A 19,090-nucleotide genomic window follows, 5' to 3' on the forward strand; every position below is an offset into this window, starting at 1 on the left:
AGTATAACAATTTTAAATAGATATCCAAAGGGACAAATAATGTTCTTTGTTGATAAAAATGCAATTTATTCAATACAAATACCCTTAAGCCCCTCAAAAACAGATAATAGCCTCTCCTCTTCACTTTTTCTAACAGAAATTATAAACTCACATTTCAGTTCCATTTTCTGTTTGACTATTGTTATATTATGTTCTTTAATGATTCGCATTACCGTATTCATTTGAGGATACTCAAATAAAAGTTTAAAATGAGTATCTATGGTTTTTGTAACTATTTTAGAGTCTTCCAACGCCATTTGAGCAGCTGTTTTATACGCATTTACCAATCCTCCAACTCCTAATTTTGTACCTCCAAAATAACGAACTATTACCACCAAAACGTTTGTAACTTCTTTAGATAAAATTTGACCATAAATAGGTTGTCCTGCAGAATTATTCGGCTCACCATCATCATTGACACGATATTGCACATCTTCAACTCCCAGTTGCCATGCATAACACCAATGTCTCGCTTTATGATGTTGCTTTTTAAGACTTTCAACTATAGGTTTCACCTCATCTTCATTCTTTATAGGATAAACATATCCTAAAAACTTACTTCCCCTATCTTTAAAAATAACTTCCTCAGATGGCTCTAAAATAGTATTATATGTGTCCGTTAGCTCCATAAAAATTGTTACAAATTTACCAAAGGAATAACTATTTTTAAGGTTTCCGATTTTAACTGTTTTCTAGAAATTTCTTTCCCTTTAATACTTGGAGACTTTACACCATTAAAAAAAGTTGCATTCCCAATAAAAACCCTCGCCTCATCCCACAAATTATCATCAATAAAAGTTTGCAATATTTGTGTTCCCCCTTCAACAATTACCGATTGAATTTCACTTTCATACAAATAATCACAAATCTGTTTGGGAATAGCTGCATCAAAATCTATAGCTATTTTGGTAGTAGTACTACTATCTTTATTAATATTCTCTGTAAATACTATGGTTTTAGCACTTCCATCAAAAACATTACTGTTAGAAGAAATTCTTAAATTTTTATCCAATACGAGTCTTAACGGATTAACACCATACCAATCACGTACATCTAACCTAGGATTATCTTGTACAACCGTATTAGTACCAACCAAAATAGCTTGCTCTTCCGCCCTCCATTTATGTACTAATTGACGAGCATATTTCGAAGTTATCCAGACAGGTCTATTCTCTTTCCTTTTAGAAGAAGATGGAGCAATAAATCCATCTTTAGTTTCAGCCCACTTTAATATAATATAAGGTCTTTTTTTATTGTGATATGTAAAAAAACGTTTATTTAATTCAACACACTCTTCTTCTAATACCCCAACAACAACATTACATCCTGAATTTTTTAATTTCTCTATACCTTTTCCTGCTACAGCTTCAAAAGGATCAACACACCCAACTACAACATTAGGAATTTTATGCTTAACTATTAAATCAGAACAAGGTGGTGTTTTTCCATAATGATTACAAGGTTCTAAACTAACATACAAGGTAGATTTTTCTAACAACTCTTTATTTTCAACAGAGTTTATTGCATTTACTTCCGCATGACTACCTCCATAAGGACTCGTAAACCCCTCGCCTATCACATCATCATCACACACAATAACACAACCAACCATAGGATTAGGCCTAGTTAACCCCAGTCCGTTTTTTGCCAATTGTAAACAACGAGTTATGTAATTTTCATGTATATTCACCTCGCAAAAATACAGCTTTTAGAAGATATGAATATTAGAAAAATTAAACCTTCAGACAATCCTGAAATTGAGCACATTATAAAAACTTCAATTGTAGAATTTGGATTACCTACTACCGGAACAGCCTATGAAGATATTGAAACCTCTAAAATGTACGAATCTTACCAAGGCAAAAATGAAATATATTTAGTTTTAGAAGAAAATGCTTCTATTGTTGGTGGTGCAGGAATTAAAGCGTTAAAAAACAACAAAAATAATGTCTGTGAATTACAAAAAATGTATTTTAATCCTATAGCCAGAGGTAAAGGCTATGGAAGCATTTTAATCAAAAAATGTTTAACCTTTGCCAAAGATTTTGGTTATTCGCAGTGCTATATTGAAACTGACCCTAGAATGAAAGCTGCCATCCACCTTTACAAAAAAAATGGATTTACTTTATTAGAAAAACCTTTGGGCAATACCGGCCATAGCTCTTGTAGTATCTGGATGATAAAAAACCTATAAAATGACATTAGCAAGTTTAAAATCTGTTTTTTTTAAAGAACTTAACAAAATTTACACCAAAGAAGAGGTATTATCTTTCTATTACATTTTAGTAAAAGAATATTTAGATCTAGAAAAATCAGAAGTTTTTTTAAAACCAGAACTACAAATTTCAAAAACTCAAGTCACTCTTTTTAACAATTCAATCCTAGCATTAAAACAAGAAAAACCAATACAATATATTATTGGAAAAACATATTTTTATAGTTTAACTTTTAAAGTAAATAAAAATGTTTTAATACCTAGACCAGAAACAGAAGAATTAGTAGCTTGGATACTTTCAGAGGTTAGCAATAAAAACGCCAATGACACGAAATCAAATTTAAACATACTTGATATTGGCACAGGAAGTGGCTGTATTGCAATTAGTTTAGCAAAGAATTTAAAACTATCAGAAGTTTTTGCTATTGATATTTCTAAGAAGGCTTTATATATAGCCAAACAAAATGCAGAGTTAAACAAAACTAAAGTAAACTTTTTAGAACAAGATATTTTAAACCTCTCTAAAACAAATCCAATTTTAAATTCTCAAAAATATGATGTTATTGTAAGTAACCCTCCTTATGTTAGAGAATTAGAAAAACAAGAAATAAAAAATAATGTATTACTAAACGAACCTCATTTAGCTTTATTTGTAAAAGACAACAATCCTTTATTATTTTATAACAAAATAGCCGATTTTGCACTAAAAAATTTGACAGAATACGGAAAAATATTTTTTGAAATAAACCAATATTTAGCTTCAGAAACCGTTAATTTACTTAAACAAAAAGGATTTGAAAATATTGAATTACGCACAGATCTTTTTGGTAACAAAAGGATGATAAAAGCATCCATTAAATCAAATCTTTAATTAACTTTGCCAAAAAAATCATTCAGTTGTAATGAACAATCTTAAAACCACAAATACATTATTACTAATATTAGTAGTACCTGTCGTTTTTTATTTATTGAAAATACTATCTTTTATATTTATACCTCTCGTATTTTCAATGTTTATTGCATTATTATTCTTGCCAATTATGCGTTGGTTACAAAGAAGAGGTGTACCTAAAGCCATAAGTATTTCAATAGTTATTTTACTGATTATAGGCGGATTAAAAATAGGAAGCGAATTAATTCATCTTTCTAGTAGAGAAATTATTGCAACAAATGATGCTTTTCTTGAAAAAGCACAAATAAAATTACTTGCAATGCTTAATTCAATGGAAGATTTTTTTGGAATTGAATTAGCAAAAGATCGTAATTTTTTAAATCAATTTTTAAACAACGATAATTTTGGAAATACAATAAGTTATATTGCAAACACCATAACTATGACATTAATGACTGCATTTTTTGTGGTATTATGGTTAGCAGAATCTATTAATTTTCAAAAATTAATGAATTCTACAATTCTCAAGAAAAAACATGCGTCTATAAAAACATTCAGAAAAATTGAGAAAGAATTAATTAAGTTTATAAAAGTTAAGTTTTTAGTCAGCTTAGGTACTGGAATTTTTACTGGATTAGCTTGTTACTTTTTTGATGTTAGTTTTCCTATCTTTTGGGGGCTTTTTGCATTTGTAATTAACTTCGTTCAAATGGTAGGCTCTTTTGCAACCATAATACTCTTATCAATTTTTGCTTTTGTTGAATTAGATCTTAACAGTATTTTATTATTTTTTGTTATTTCCATTACAGGAGTTCAAGTACTATTTGGAAGTATTTTAGAACCTATTTTTATGGGTAAATCTTTCTCAATAAATATAATTACCGTACTTGTAATGTTAATGTTATGGGGCTTTATTTGGGGTATTCCTGGTATGATTATGTCTATACCAATAACTGTATTTATAAAAATTATATTAGAACAATTTCCTCAAACGAAAGTAATAGCTAATATTATTTCAGGAAATGACAATGTGATTCAATTGCCTTTAAAAAAATAATTTCCTACTCTTTTTTTAGATTATTTTAATTACTTTTACGGCATTAAAAGTTGGGCACAACAACCCTACAATGTGTTTTAACTTTTAATAAATTACTGCGATTAATTTGATTGAACTGATTTAAAGAAAACTAGAGTTATTATTAGAATTTATTTGTTTTTCTATAAAAGTGATTTTTTCTAACTTCAAAAAAATAGAACAAAACAATTTTTAATAATATAAAAAGCATTTATTTAAGTTCAAATAGTCAACCCCCTATTTAATCGTGTAAAAAGATTATAAACATTTTTTAACACAAAAATTATGAGGAGTTGTATCACTTTATTATTTACCATTTTTAACATTATTTCAATTTTTTCTCAAGATTTAGGGTATGGGCTTATTGCAAATGATTTATCGAATAAACCCATGCAAGACATTGCAAAACCAAATTATTTAAAAAGCATAACCGACCCTTCCTTTGGCACTACAATTAGAAGGATTACCAACGCTAAAGATGGAGAAATTATCAAGCCAATGTACAGTACTATTCAAGCTTGGAATGCAGACGAATCTTATATGATAGTGTACCAAGTTGGTAAAGGACACATGCTATTAAACGGAAAAACATATGAATTTATACGTTTTTTAGACGATGTAGTACCTGATGATATTGAGCAAATATTTTGGGATTTTAGTAATCCAAAGTACTTTTATTATTTAGAAGCGAACACTCACAACTTTATTAAATATAATATTGACACAAAAAATAAAGATCTTATAGTTAATTTAAATACTGCTTCTGGATGTAATGGTAATATTAGCTTAGGAAATGATGTACAAATGATGTCATGGGATTCTGATATTATTAGTTTTAGGTGCGATAATAAAAGTGCATTTTATTATAAAATCTCTACAGGAACCACTACACCTTTTGATATTACTAACATAAATTATCTTGCTCCAATGCCTACTCCATCTGGAAAATACTTTTATCATAACAAAGCATCTTACAACTCTTCCGGAAACCTACATCTGGTTTTAAATGAATTAAGTGGAGAGCATTCATGTATGGGACAATTAGGAAATGGAAATGATGCTTATTTTGCCGTTGCATTTGATCCCACACCACAAGGAGGTTGTGTCGGAAATCTTGTAGCTCACGACATGGCTAGCGGAGACTGTTTTGAAATTATAAGCCAAGCCAAAGGTTATAATTATGCTCAAACAGGTACACATATTTCTGCTTTAGCTTACAAAAATACTCAACCAGGATGGGTAGCCGCATCCATGATTGGATACGACGAAGACGGTCAAAGTTTATTAGATCAAGAACTTATTATAGCAAAAGCAGACAAAAACGATATTAAAGTATACAGAATTGGACATCACAGAGCTGATGAAAACGAATTTGATTATTGGGGAGAACCTCATGCCGTTATAAGTCCATCAGGAACTCGAGTGCTTTTTGGTTCTGACTGGAGTGGTAGCGATGATGGAAAATCAATAGACTGTTATGTTGTAGAACTTCCAATTTATAACAATGCCTCATTGACTGTAGCTGAAAAAGAAATTGAAAACTCAATTAATATCTTTCCAAATCCAACTAACAGCAAACTAACCATTAATAATCAAAGCGGAATGGAAATTAAAAATGCAAATCTATATAATACAAATGGGCAAAAGATTAAATCATTAAATATCATCGATAAAAACATTGACGTATCCAATATCACTAGTGGTGTTTATTTTCTAACTTTTATATTAGAAAACACAACTATCAAAAAGAAAATTATAATAGAATAAAACAAATTTAAAAGTATTAGTTATAAAAAAACAGCTGTAAAAAAATAACCTCTTATTTATTTATCAATAACATTCATAAATACTTTATTTAAGAGGTTATTTGCCCTATTTTTGTATTTTAATTTAATCCAAACCAAACATGTCTTCAAAATACAATCAATGGTACCACCCATACAAACCAGCAAAAGAATTTAATAAAAAAGTGGCTTACTTTAGCATGGAATTTGGTATTGATCAAGCCTTAAAAATTTACTCTGGTGGACTTGGTTTTTTAGCAGGTTCTCACATGCGTTCAGCTTTTGAACTTAAACAAAATCAGATTGGCATAGGTATGCTTTGGAAATATGGTTATTATGACCAAAATAGAAATGATGACCAAACATTAAAAGTAGATTTTTTAGAAAAACATTACGATTTTTTAGAAGATTCTGGTCTAGAGGTTAAAATTAAGCTTCACGACAACGACTCGGTAAAAGTTCGTGCTATGGTATTAAAGCCAGAAATATTTGGTACAGTTCCAATTTATTTATTAACTACAGATGTAGAAGGTAACGATCATTTATCTAGAACAATTACCAATCATTTATATGATTCTAATCAAACTACACGAGTGTCACAAAGTATTGTCTTAGGTGTTGGAGGTGCAAAAATTGTTGAAGCTCTAGGTGGAGCCGATGTTTATCACCTCAATGAAGGCCATGCTCTTCCTGCTTTTTATTATTTAAGAGATCAAGGCGTAAAGAAAAATCAAATGGTTTTTACCACGCACACACCTGAAAAAGCTGGAAATGAAGAACGTGAAGCTCGTCATCTGAACCGTTGTGGATTTTTTGGCAGAACTTTATCTAATGAAGAATTAGAAAAAGAAATGGTTAATGGAGGTATGATAAACTATACTGTATCAGCCTTGAGAATGGCTAAAAAATCTAATGCCGTTTCTAAATTACATGCCAAAGTTTCACAAAATATGTGGAAAAATTATAACGGGATAAGTAAAATTATTCCAATAACTAATGCTCAAAATCAAAAATTTTGGCAAGATGTAAAACTAAAAAATGCCGCAACTAAAAAAAATGTCAAAACCTTTACTAAAAGAAAGAAAGAGTTAAAAAAAGAACTTTTTGAAGAAGTATATCGTCAGACAGGAAAACAATTTGATCCTAATATTTTAACTGTTGTTTGGGCAAGAAGATTTGCTGCTTATAAAAGAGCTGACTTATTACTTTTTGATTCTGATCGTTTTGAAAAATTAATTTCTAACAGTAAATACCCTATACAAATTATTTGGGCCGGAAAACCATATCCATTCGATTATGGAGCCATTGATAATTTTAACTATTTAATTAATTACTCTAAACCTAGACCCAACATTACGGTTTTAACAGGTTATGAAATTGAACTCTCAAAAAAACTAAAAAAAGGATCAGACATTTGGTTAAATACTCCTAGAATTACTCGTGAAGCTTCTGGAACTAGTGGTATGACAGCTGCCATGAATGGATCTGTAAACGTCTCTACAAATGATGGATGGATTCCTGAATTTGTAAAAGATGGCAAAAACTGCTTTGTTTTTTCTGAAGTAGATCACAACTTACCTACTTGGGAACAAGATAAATTGGACAGCGAAAGCCTTTATAATATTTTAGAAAATAAAGTTTTACCGTTATATTATAATTCACCAAATAGCTGGAAAGAAATTGTGTTTAATAGTATAGATGATGTTTTACCTGAATTTGGCAGTAAACGAATGGCAACCCAATACTATAAGGAACTCTATTAATATTTTTAAATTTAAACCATTCTAAAAAGAAAGGTTTAAACGCAAAATTATATACTTAATAAAAAAGCAAAATGCGAATAGACATAATTTCTGTATTGCCAGATTTAATTAAAAGCCCTTTTCAACATTCAATTATAAAAAGAGCTATTGATAAAAAATTAGTAGAAGTTCATTTTCATAATTTGCGTGATTATGCAATTAATGATTATGGCAAAATTGATGACGCTCCATATGGAGGAGAATCTGGAATGGTTATGATGATAGAACCAATTGATAAATGTATATCAAAATTACAATCAGAACGAAATTATGATGAAATAATTTACATGACACCTGATGCTGAAACCTTAAATCAGCAAACTGCTAACACATTATCTTTAAAAGAAAATATAATTATTTTATGTGGTCATTATAAAGGAATAGACCATCGGGTACGAGATTTATTAATCACCAAAGAGATTTCTATCGGTGACTATGTACTTAGTGGAGGTGAATTAGCAGCAGCAGTTTTATGCGATAGCATCATAAGGTTGATTCCTGGTGTTTTAGGAAATGAAACTTCAGCATTAAGTGACTCTTTTCAGGACGGACTTTTAGCTCCTCCTGTTTATACTAGACCAGCTGAATATAAAAATATAAAAGTACCCGAAATATTATTGTCAGGTAATTTTCCAAAAATTGATAACTGGAAATCAGAAAAAGCTCTAGAAAGAACAAAACGTATTCGTCCTGATTTATTAAAAAATCAATAATTGGGTTTTGAATAGAAATTACATTTCTTAAATTTTATTCAACAACACTAAAAGAACACATCATATTTCTGTAGCAAAAGTTCTAATTTACAACATCCAACAACTACTTAATTGAGTATCAATTTTTTAACACACAAAATATCTACAACAAAAAAAAAGCACTACAGTCAACTCTTACAAAATAATTTATTACATTTGCACACTCAAAATCAACCTCTGACGAAAATCGTGAATGTTGGTATTTGAAATTTTCTTATAAAATATTAAAAATGGAAGATTTAGTAAAATTTGTACAAAACGAATTTGTAAAAAAAAATGAAGTTCCTGCATTTTCTGCCGGAGATACAATAACAGTTTATTACGAAATTAAAGAAGGTGATAAAAAACGTACACAGTTTTTTAGAGGTGTAGTTATTCAACGTAGAGGTCAAGGTGCTTCAGAAACTTTTACCATCAGAAAAATGTCAGGCACTGTAGGTGTTGAAAGAATTTTCCCTATTAACTTACCAGCTATTCAAAAAATAGAAGTGAATAAAAAAGGTTCTGTTAGAAGAGCTAGAATTTTTTACTTCAGAAATCTTACTGGTAAAAAAGCAAGAATTAAAGAAGCTCAACACTAAAATAATAGTGTTACAAATAATAAACCTCATTGTTATAAAATTAGCAATGGGGTTTTTCTATTAACAAATGTTAATAACATATATTCATAACTTATTGATAACTAAAAGTGTATATTTTGGCTATCTATCATTTTCTCCCTTATCTTTACTACAAGATATCTGAATAAGGCTTTACGCTTTTAATATTTTATTTGATAGTTATATTAAATAAAAGACTAAAGTTAGCTAGTTTAGAAATCTCGAAAAGAACGTTCTTTTTTGCTTTTAATAATGTAGAATTAATTTATAATTAGTTCAAAAACTACACCAAGTGTTTAGCATAAATAATTGGAACTAAAAGCATTATTAAAAACATTTTAAAATACAAATCAAACATAATGATACGATTTTAATTGTAACATCTTACTGATTGAATTTGTATTTTAATGAAATAGTTAACTGAGTGTACCTCTTTTATAATGTACTAGATGATACGTTAGTAATCACAGACTTTGGTTAATTATTTCAGCTAATAGCCATAATTGAAAGTAATTTCTGTTATGGCTTTAGTTTTTTAATAGTAAAAAATTATTTTTTTTAATTACTATCCCCTATTCTACCTACTTATATACTGCAACTTACACCATAAAAAAGACTCTGATTTATTTTTTTATACGAAAATATATTTTATTGTTGTAAACAATTGTTAATATCTCCTGTTAATATCTCGTTAAAAAATGAATTTTACAAACCTCACATTATTAGACGAATAAGAGTATCTTTAACCAGTTGAATCTGGGTTCAAAATTAAAATTACCCCTTTTTGTTTTTATTTTGAAAAATTTCTATGAGTTCTAGATTCAAAATTGTTCTTAAAAAAGAATAGTTTAGTGTTTAGCACACCAACAAAACAATTTAAAAGAACAATGTCTTAAAAGCACCTTTAGATAGGTGCTTTTATATTTTATATAAATATTGTAGAAGCTCTACTATTAACTAATTTTATTATCCTATAGATTTTCACACATTTATTAGTAGATTTGCTTCCGCTAAAATTAAAAAATAATTTATTCGTTTATAAAAAACAACTTTTATATGTCAAACCCTGCACCTATTATTTATACAAAAACAGATGAAGCACCTGCATTAGCAACTGCTTCTTTTTTACCAATAGTTAAAGCATTTACAAAACCTGCAAACATAGCTGTAGAAACTAAAGATATTTCTTTAGCCGCAAGAATTCTTGCCGCTTTTTCTGACTTTTTAACCGAAGAACAAAAAGTACCAGATGCATTAGCTGAGTTAGGAGAATTAGTTAATAAATCTGAAGCTAACATCATAAAACTACCAAATATTAGTGCATCAGTACCACAATTAAAAGCTGCTATAAAAGAATTACAAGAAAAAGGTTACTTACTGCCTGACTATCCTGACGAACCTAAAAATGATACAGAAAAAAGTATTAAATCTCGTTATGATAAAATTAAAGGAAGTGCGGTAAACCCAGTATTGCGTGAAGGAAATTCTGACAGAAGAGCTCCAAAAGCAGTAAAAAACTATGCAAAACGAAATCCACATAGCATGGGTGTTTGGTCTGCTGATTCTAAAACACATGTAGCAACAATGTCTCATGGCGATTTTGCTAATAATGAAAAGTCAATAACATTGCCTGAAGCTACTGTTATAAAAATTCAACATAAAGACAATAATGGTAAAACAACTATTTTAAAAGATAATTTGGCTTTATTAAAAGGAGAAATTATAGACGGTACTGTAATGAGTAAAAAAGCTCTATTAGAATTTTTAGCTGAACAAGTTGTTGATGCTAAAGAGAAAGGAGTTTTATTTTCTTTACACATGAAAGCCACAATGATGAAAGTATCTGACCCTATCATTTTTGGTCATGCCGTTCGTGTATTTTTTAAAGATGTTTTTGAAAAGCATGGTTCAATTCTAGAAGAAATTGGAGTGGATGTTAATAATGGATTTGGAAATTTACTTTCTCAATTAGATAAGCTACCTGAAGAAAAACGTAAAGAAATTGAAGCCGATATTGACAATGCTTATAAAAATGGTCCTGCTTTAGCTATGGTAAATTCAGACAAAGGAATTACCAATTTACACGTACCTAGTGATGTTATTATTGATGCCTCAATGCCTGCTATGATTCGTACTTCTGGTCAAATGTGGAATGCAGAAGGAAATCAACAAGATACCAAGGCCGTTATTCCTGATAGTTCTTATGCTGGTATCTATAAAGCTACAATAGATTTTTGTAAAGAAAATGGTGCCTTTGATCCAACGACTATGGGAACAGTGCCTAACGTAGGACTTATGGCTCAAAAAGCAGAAGAATATGGTTCTCACGATAAAACTTTTGAAATAGCAAGCGATGGAGTTGTTGAAGTAATTGATGCTGATGGTAAAGTATTAATGTCTCACAACGTTGAACAAGGTGACATATGGAGAATGTGTCAAACCAAAGATGCTCCAATTCAAAATTGGATAAAATTAGCGGTTGACAGAGCTAGAGCAACAAATACACCTACCGTATTTTGGTTAGATAAAAATAGAGCTCACGATGAAGAATTAATCAAAAAAGTAAATAAATATTTGCCAAATTATGACACTGCAGGTTTAGATATTCAAATACTATCTCCTATTGATGCAACTCTATTTACATTAAAAAGATTAAAAGACGGAAAAGACACCATCTCTGTAAGTGGAAATGTACTACGTGATTATTTAACTGATCTTTTCCCTATTTTAGAAGTTGGCACAAGTGCTAAAATGCTTTCTATTGTTCCTTTAATGAATGGCGGTGGACTTTTTGAAACTGGTGCAGGAGGTTCTGCTCCAAAACATGTTCAACAATTTTTACAAGAAAATCATTTAAGATGGGATTCTCTAGGTGAATTTTTAGCATTAGCCGTTTCTTTAGAACATTATGGTAATGTAAACAATAACCAAAAGGCTAAAATTTTATCTGAAACTTTAGATGATGCTACTGATAAACTATTAGAAACTAGTAAATCACCTTCTCGAAAAGCTGGTGAATTAGACAATAGAGGAAGTCAATTTTATTTAACTCTATATTGGGCTGAAGCATTAGCATCTCAATCTAAAGATGTTGAATTACAAAATCACTTTAAAAATGTAGCTGAAACCTTAAAATCTAAAGAAAGTGAAATTGTAAATTACTTAAATGAAATTCAAGGAGAACCTGTTGATATTCACGGTTATTATAAAGCTGATGAGAATTTGGTAAACAAAGCTATGCGACCAAACGACACATTTAATCAAATTTTAAGCCAACTTTAAAATATCGTAAATAACTAAAATAAACAATAAAAGCTGCTCTCGAGCAGCTTTTTTTAATATTTTTACCTTTAAAATAGAAAATTTGAATAAACTAAACACAATTATAGTGCTCTTATTTCTTTTTAAAGGAACATTGCTTTTAGCACAGGAAAAATACACCCTTAGTGGTAAAATATCTGAATTTTCTAGTAATGAAACACTTATTGGCGTAAACATTATTTTTCCTGATTTACAAACAGGAACCACAACTAATGAATATGGCTTTTATTCTATAACACTTCCTAAAGGCGATTACAACATCTTAATTAGTTATATAGGTTTTGAAGATATACGAACTACTATAACTCTAGATAAAGATATTACCAAAAACTTCAATTTAGTTGAAGCTTCAGAAACTTTAAACGAGGTAGTTATCAAAGAAAATGTAGAAAAATTAAACCTTAAAAAACCTCAAATGAGTGTTAATGCTCTAACTTCTGCTACTATAAAACAAATTCCAGTAGTTTTAGGAGAAGTAGATGTTATAAAGTCTATTACCTTATTACCAGGTGTAACTAATGCTGGTGAAGGGTCTTCTGGTTTTAATGTAAGAGGCGGAGCTGCAGATCAAAATTTAATCTTACTTGATGAAGCTACAATTTATAACTCCTCACACTTATTCGGTTTTTTTTCAGTGTTTAATCCTGATGCTATTAAAGATTTAAAGTTATACAAAGGAGGTATTCCTTCAAGATATGGAGGTAGAGTTTCTTCTGTGCTTGATATTTATCAAAAAGAAGGTAATAGTAAAACTTTCCATGCTAATGGAGGTATAGGTATTGTATCAAGCAGATTATTGGTAGAAGGTCCGTTAGAAAAAAATAAAGGTTCATTTTTATTAGGTGGAAGAACCTCTTATGCTCATTTATTTTTACCTTTATTTGACCTAAACAATAAAGCTTATTTTTATGATTTAAACACAAAATTAAGTTATAAATTAACTCCTAATAACAACATTTATTTATCAGGTTATTTTGGAAGAGATTTATTTAGTATTTCTGACAGTTTTGAAAATACTTACGGAAACAGTGTAGTAAATTTTAGATGGAATCATTTATTTTCTGATAAAATATTTTCTAATTTATCATTAATCTATTCAGATTATTATTATGGCCTAAAACTTAACTTAGTAGAATTTAATTGGGTTTCTGGTATACAGAATATTAATATTAAATATGATTTTAAACATTATTTAAATGACAAATTAAAATTAGAATATGGTTTAAATAGTATTTACTATATGTTTAATCCAGGAAAAATTGAGCCTTCAACACCTACATCTGGTATTAATTCTTTTAAATTAATTGATAAATACGCTTTTGAAAATGCATTATATCTTGATGCAGAACACCAAATTACTGATAAACTAGCACTTTCATACGGTTTACGCTATAGTTCATTTTTACGATTAGGACAAAACGAATTAAATATCTATGAAAATGATAACCCAGTAACTTTTAATGAAGAGCTTCAAATTTATCAGAAAGCAGAGCCTATAGGAACCGAATCATTTTCTAGAAGTAAAACTATTAAATCTTTTGGAAACTTTGAACCTAGATTTTCTTTAGCATACCAACTAAATGAAAATTCATCAGTAAAAGTGAGTTATAATAAAATGAGCCAATATTTACATTTATTATCAAATACAAGTTCTCCAACTCCATTAGATGTTTGGACTCCGAGCGGTAAATATATTAAGCCTCAACTATTAAATCAATATGCTATTGGTTACTTTAAAAGTTTAAAGAACGATAACTATACAATAGAAGTAGAAGGCTTTTATAAAAACATTAAAAACCGTATTGATTATATAGATGGAGCAGATCTTATTGCAAATAATGCCATTGAGCAAGTGATATTAAATGGAAAAGCAAGAGCATATGGTCTAGAGTTATTACTTCGAAAAAATCAAGGTAATTTTAAAGGGTGGCTGGCATATACTTTATCTAAATCTGAACAACAAACTCCAGGAAGAACTCCTTCTGAAATTGGTATTAATAATGGAAAATGGTATAACACTGGATATGATAAAACACACGATATTTCACTAACAGGTAGTTACCAATTGAATAAAAAATGGTCTTTTAGTACTAATTTTTTATTTCAAACAGGACAACCTACAACATACCCTGATTCTCAATATCAATATAATGGAATTGTTATTCCTAGTTATAAAGGAAGAAACGAATATAGGTTACCAACCTATCACAGATTAGATATTGCAGCGAATTACACACCTAAACCTAACAAAAATAAAGGATGGCAAAGTCAATGGGTTTTTGGTATTTATAATGTGTACAATAGAAAAAATGCAGCTTCAATACGATTTAGCACAAATTCAGATACAGGAGTTAATGAAGCAACAAGACTATCTATTTTTGGTATAATTCCTTCTGTGTCTTATAATTTTAAATTCTAAGAGAATAACATTAAATAGTAAGCTTATATACTTTACTAAAAATTAACTAATTATTGAACTTTAGTCAAATGAGAAAAATTATATTTTACTTAATAGCAATCAATTTTATTTCTTGCGAAGATGTTATTGATGTTAATGTACCTCAATCAGAACCTAGACTAATAATTGATGCATCAATAAATTGGTTTAAAGGAACTTCTGGAAATAATCAATCTATTAAATTAAGTCTATCTGCCCCTTATTTTGATACTATTGTTCCTCCAGCAAATAATGCTATCGTTAAAGTAACAAATTCTCAAAATGATGAATTTATATTTTTAGAGAATGAAAATACTGGAATTTACATAAACAATAATTTTAACCCTGTAATAAATGAAACTTATCGTTTAACTATAATTTATAATAATGAAACCTATACCGCTGTTGAAACCTTAAAACCAATAAATCCTATTTTACGTGTAGAGCAAAGTAAATCTGGAGGCTTTTTAGGAGAAGATTATGAAATAAAAGCTTATAGTCAAGATCCAATTGATGAAGAAAATTATTACTTAATAGAGTTTTCTAATGACATCCCTACTCTACCCTCATTACAAGTTTTTAAAGATGAGTTTGTAAATGGTAACGAAGTTTTTGCATATTATTCTAACGAAGATTTAGAAGTTGGCCATCATATAAGAATTAGAAATTATGGTACTTCAAAAAACTTTTATGAGTATATGTTTATTCTACTCCAACAAACTAATGAAGGTGGTGGGCCTTTTGAAACTCAACCAGCCACAGTTAGGGGAAATTGTATTAATTTAACTAATATAGAAAACTATCCTTTAGGTTATTTTAGGCTTTCTGAAGTAGATGAATTCAATTACACTATTGAATGAAATAAATTAATAAAGCCATAATTAAAAATATTCCTTATTTTTGTCGACTCGATTTCAACTACTAGATTTTTATGAACTTTACAAAAACTACAGAACAAGATTCAAATTACGACCATCTGGAAAAAATGAGCATTAATGAATTGCTTCGTAATATAAATACTGAAGACAAATCAGTACCAGATGCGGTAGAAAAAGAAATACCACAAATAGAGCGTTTAGTTGAACAAGTTGTTAAAAAGCTTAAAAACGGAGGTCGATTATTTTATATTGGAGCAGGTACAAGTGGTCGTTTAGGAATTTTAGATGCATCTGAATGTCCTCCTACCTTTGGCGTTCCTTTTGAATTAGTTATTGGAATAATAGCTGGTGGTGATGTTGCAATTCGAAAAGCTGTAGAAAATGCTGAAGATTCTACAATACAAGGCTGGATAGATTTACAAGAGTTTCAGGTTAGTGATAAAGATGTAGTTGTAGGAATTGCAGCTTCTGGTACAACTCCTTATGTTATCTCTGCATTAGAAAAATGCAACGAAAACAATATTGTAACTGGTTGTATTACATGTAATAAAAACAGTCCATTAGCATTAACAGCAAAATATCCTATTGAAGTTGTTGTGGGACCAGAATTTGTAACAGGAAGTTCACGTATGAAAGCTGGAACTGCTCAAAAATTAGTCCTTAACATGATTACCACTACAACTATGATTCAGTTAGGAAAAGTGAAAGGAAATAAGATGGTAGATATGCAGCTATCAAACAATAAACTAGTTGATAGAGGCCTTAACATGCTAATGAAAGAATTAAACATTGATAAATCTGAGGCAGAAGCTCTAATAGAAAAATATGGTAATGTTAGAAATGCCATTAATAACTATAACCAAGAAACTGATAACGGTCATTTAGTCAATTAACAACAGTATTAATATAAAAGTGTATCGGTATTAGTTTTAATTAATAGAAATGAAGAATAAACAACCTACACTTTTCAATGCTTTAAAATATTTAGGGATTGCTTTGCCTCTATTGTTTATTGCTCCTATAGTAATTACTATCGGTTTTAAGGCTATTAACAGGGATAATAATTATATTTTTTTAATTTTAGGAATTATTTTAGCTTTAGCAGCAATTTTAACCACTGCCTTTGGTCTTGTAAAAATTTCTAGATATATTTTTGATGGAAATAAAAAAAATAATAAACGTTAAAATTTTTTTAACAAAACTTTTCCATTCAGAACACTGGCCAACATACCTGTTTTATATTCCTTTAATTCCCTATTTTTTATACAAAGCCATATTAGCCAAAAGTTTAACTTTCTTTTTAATTGTAAATCCTGCTATTAAATACTCCGGAATGGGTTCTGAATCAAAATTTAAAACACTTAAATTATTGCCAGAACAATACATTCCTAAATCTATTTTAATTACTCCAAAAACAGATTTTAATTCTGTTTTAATCTCTCTGAATAACTCTAAAATTGAATTTCCTTTAATTGCAAAGCCAGATGTTGGGTTTAGAGGTATACTAGTTCAAAAGATTAATACTATTTCAGACTTAAAAAACTATCTTAAAAATAATGATATTGCCATTATTTTACAAGAATATGTCAGTTTTCAAAACGAATGTGGGTTGTTTTATCATAAAATTCCTGGTAAAAATAAAGGAAAAATAACTTCAGTCACTCTCAAAAAATTTGTTACTGTTATAGGAAATGGAATGGATGATTTAGAAACTTTAATTTTAAAGGATAAGCGTGCATTTTTATACCATACGCTTTTTAAAAAAATACATCTAAAAAATTACAATACTATTCCTAAAAAAAATGAAATTGTAAAACTCACAGTTATTGGTAACCATTCAAAAGGAACCCAATTTATAAATGGAAATCATCTAATAGACCAACAATTAGAAGCTTTTTTAGATAAAATCACGGCAAACTTACCAGATTTTAATTACGGACGTTTTGATATTAAATATAAAACATTTAATAAACTAAAAAATGCTGAAGACTTTAAAATACTTGAACTTAATGGAATAATAGCAGAACCTACGCATATTTATGATACTGAAAAATCTAATTATTTTGCGTCTTTAAAAACAATTTTAAACCACTGGAGTATTGCTAATAAGATAGCTAGATATAATCATAGCGTTTTCAAAAAAACTTACCCTTCATTACTACCTTTTTTAAAAGATATGTTACTGTTAAAAAAATATTCATTTAACCTTAAAAAGAAGACATCAAAATAAGTATTATTATTTCCATAATACAATTTTAACTTTTAGTTAACGTTTCTATCCTACAATAAGTGGAAAGAATAGAACATCTATTCTATAATAATAGACAAACAATTTTTGAGTAAAATCGTTATTGATTTTAAATCCTTCGATCATTTTTAGGCTTTAAAAAAAATATAATTCATTAAATGAAAAAGTCATCAACCCTACTAAAAATGATTAATCACAAGCTTTTTAGTTTTAACATGTAACTACTTTATTTTCAATAAAAAAATATAATTCATTTTTTTTAGGGAGAAAAGCATTTGAAGTTGTTATATAGTCAATCAATTATTATGCATGCATAATAATATAAATCTATTAGATACAGAAATATACAAATTATGAAAATATTTAAAATCCTATTTATCCTCTTAATTTCATCTACCACATATGGTCAGGTTAAAATAGGAGAAAACACAAACTCAATAGATACTTCATCATTACTTGAATTAGAGAGTTCTAATAAAGCATTTGTTTTAACTAGAATTACAAATATTGAGATGACCAATATGACGCCATTAAATGGGGCGTTAGTTTATAATACCGATGAAAAATGCATTTATCAATATAATGGCACTTGGGTTAACTTATGTGACACAGGTACGGATAATCAACAATTAAGTTTTGATTCTGATACTAATATCATTAGTTTAGTCAATGGGGGTACCGTCGACTTATCTAAGTTTATAAATACCGACGACCAGCAACTAAGTATTAATAATAACATCTTAACATTAGAAGATGGTGGTACGGTTGATTTATCTAATTACTTAGACAATACAGATAATCAAGAAATTACTGATTTTAGTTTGAATGGTACTATCTTAACAATTACACTAGAAAATGGTAATACGCAAACCGTTGATATTGCTAGCTCTAGTTCAGATGATCAAAAATTAAGTATTGATAATAACATCTTAACATTAGAAGATGGTGGTACGGTTGATTTATCTAATTACTTAGACAATACAGATAATCAAAAGATATCTGACTTTAGTTTGAATGGTACTATCTTAACTATTACTTTAGAAAATGG

The 19,090-nt window shown here is 29.0% G+C and carries 16 protein-coding genes; 14 read left to right on the top strand and 2 right to left on the bottom strand.

Translation table 11 applies throughout. The features are described from left to right. Nucleotides 1–65: 65 nt before the first annotated feature. Nucleotides 66–668: an IMPACT family protein gene (locus EGM88_RS00780; RefSeq protein ID WP_123895974.1), complete on the bottom strand. Its 603-nt coding sequence runs from the start codon at nucleotides 666–668 to the stop codon at nucleotides 66–68. 8 nt (nucleotides 669–676) lie between these two features. Continuing rightward, complete coding sequence (ribD, locus tag EGM88_RS00785; protein WP_123895975.1) at nucleotides 677–1,729, bottom strand: bifunctional diaminohydroxyphosphoribosylaminopyrimidine deaminase/5-amino-6-(5-phosphoribosylamino)uracil reductase RibD; 1,053 nt, start codon at nucleotides 1,727–1,729, stop codon at nucleotides 677–679. Nucleotides 1,730–1,756: 27 nt separating this feature from the next. Here ribD and EGM88_RS00790 point away from each other — a divergent pair, with 27 nt between their 5' ends. The 14 genes from EGM88_RS00790 to EGM88_RS00855 form a co-directional block, all read left to right on the top strand. Further along, entirely contained in the window at nucleotides 1,757–2,233 is a 477-nt protein-coding gene (locus EGM88_RS00790; RefSeq protein ID WP_123895976.1) for a GNAT family N-acetyltransferase, read from the top strand. A 1-nt stretch (nucleotide 2,234) separates the two neighbouring features. Beyond that, on the top strand, nucleotides 2,235–3,125 hold the full coding sequence (gene prmC / locus EGM88_RS00795) for a peptide chain release factor N(5)-glutamine methyltransferase (protein ID WP_123895977.1): 891 nt from the start codon (nucleotides 2,235–2,237) through the stop codon (nucleotides 3,123–3,125). Between the two features lie 31 nt (nucleotides 3,126–3,156). Then, nucleotides 3,157–4,203, top strand: a complete 1,047-nt coding sequence (locus EGM88_RS00800) for an AI-2E family transporter (RefSeq protein ID WP_123895978.1) — start codon at nucleotides 3,157–3,159, stop codon at nucleotides 4,201–4,203. A 303-nt stretch (nucleotides 4,204–4,506) separates the two neighbouring features. Beyond that, the gene (locus EGM88_RS00805) at nucleotides 4,507–5,988 is read left to right on the top strand and encodes a T9SS type A sorting domain-containing protein (RefSeq protein WP_123895979.1); all 1,482 of its coding nucleotides are present in this window, start codon (nucleotides 4,507–4,509) and stop codon (nucleotides 5,986–5,988) included. A gap of 139 nt (nucleotides 5,989–6,127) precedes the next feature. Next, complete coding sequence (gene glgP / locus EGM88_RS00810) at nucleotides 6,128–7,768, top strand: alpha-glucan family phosphorylase (RefSeq protein WP_123895980.1); 1,641 nt, start codon at nucleotides 6,128–6,130, stop codon at nucleotides 7,766–7,768. Between the two features lie 71 nt (nucleotides 7,769–7,839). Next, nucleotides 7,840–8,520 carry a tRNA (guanosine(37)-N1)-methyltransferase TrmD gene (gene trmD, locus EGM88_RS00815; RefSeq protein ID WP_123895981.1) on the top strand — a complete coding sequence of 227 codons (681 nt, stop codon included), beginning with the start codon at nucleotides 7,840–7,842 and terminating at the stop codon, nucleotides 8,518–8,520. Between the two features lie 269 nt (nucleotides 8,521–8,789). Next, nucleotides 8,790–9,140 carry a 50S ribosomal protein L19 gene (rplS, locus tag EGM88_RS00820; protein ID WP_123895982.1) on the top strand — a complete coding sequence of 117 codons (351 nt, stop codon included), beginning with the start codon at nucleotides 8,790–8,792 and terminating at the stop codon, nucleotides 9,138–9,140. 1,074 nt (nucleotides 9,141–10,214) lie between these two features. Continuing rightward, nucleotides 10,215–12,440 carry an NADP-dependent isocitrate dehydrogenase gene (locus EGM88_RS00825; RefSeq protein WP_123895983.1) on the top strand — a complete coding sequence of 742 codons (2,226 nt, stop codon included), beginning with the start codon at nucleotides 10,215–10,217 and terminating at the stop codon, nucleotides 12,438–12,440. An 82-nt stretch (nucleotides 12,441–12,522) separates the two neighbouring features. Then, nucleotides 12,523–14,898, top strand: coding sequence for a TonB-dependent receptor (locus EGM88_RS00830; RefSeq protein WP_123895984.1), 2,376 nt, complete (start codon nucleotides 12,523–12,525; stop codon nucleotides 14,896–14,898). Nucleotides 14,899–14,966: 68 nt separating this feature from the next. After that, the gene (locus EGM88_RS00835) at nucleotides 14,967–15,776 is read left to right on the top strand and encodes a DUF4249 domain-containing protein (protein ID WP_123895985.1); all 810 of its coding nucleotides are present in this window, start codon (nucleotides 14,967–14,969) and stop codon (nucleotides 15,774–15,776) included. Nucleotides 15,777–15,847: 71 nt separating this feature from the next. Continuing rightward, nucleotides 15,848–16,687: an N-acetylmuramic acid 6-phosphate etherase gene (gene murQ / locus EGM88_RS00840; protein ID WP_123895986.1), complete on the top strand. Its 840-nt coding sequence runs from the start codon at nucleotides 15,848–15,850 to the stop codon at nucleotides 16,685–16,687. A gap of 49 nt (nucleotides 16,688–16,736) precedes the next feature. Continuing rightward, the gene (locus tag EGM88_RS00845) at nucleotides 16,737–16,979 is read left to right on the top strand and encodes a DUF6095 family protein (protein WP_123895987.1); all 243 of its coding nucleotides are present in this window, start codon (nucleotides 16,737–16,739) and stop codon (nucleotides 16,977–16,979) included. Continuing rightward, nucleotides 16,951–18,024, top strand: a complete 1,074-nt coding sequence (locus EGM88_RS00850; RefSeq protein WP_123895988.1) for an ATP-grasp domain-containing protein — start codon at nucleotides 16,951–16,953, stop codon at nucleotides 18,022–18,024. Before EGM88_RS00845 ends, EGM88_RS00850 begins: the two co-directional genes overlap by 29 nt. Before the next feature lie 371 nt (nucleotides 18,025–18,395). Next, nucleotides 18,396–19,090, top strand: a 695-nt coding sequence (locus tag EGM88_RS00855) for a hypothetical protein (RefSeq protein WP_148084074.1), incomplete at its 3' end; no start/stop codon positions are given.

The sequence above is a fragment of the Aureibaculum marinum genome (assembly GCF_003813905.1).
In the GTDB taxonomy this organism is placed as follows: Bacteria; Bacteroidota; Bacteroidia; order Flavobacteriales; family Flavobacteriaceae; genus Aureibaculum; species Aureibaculum marinum.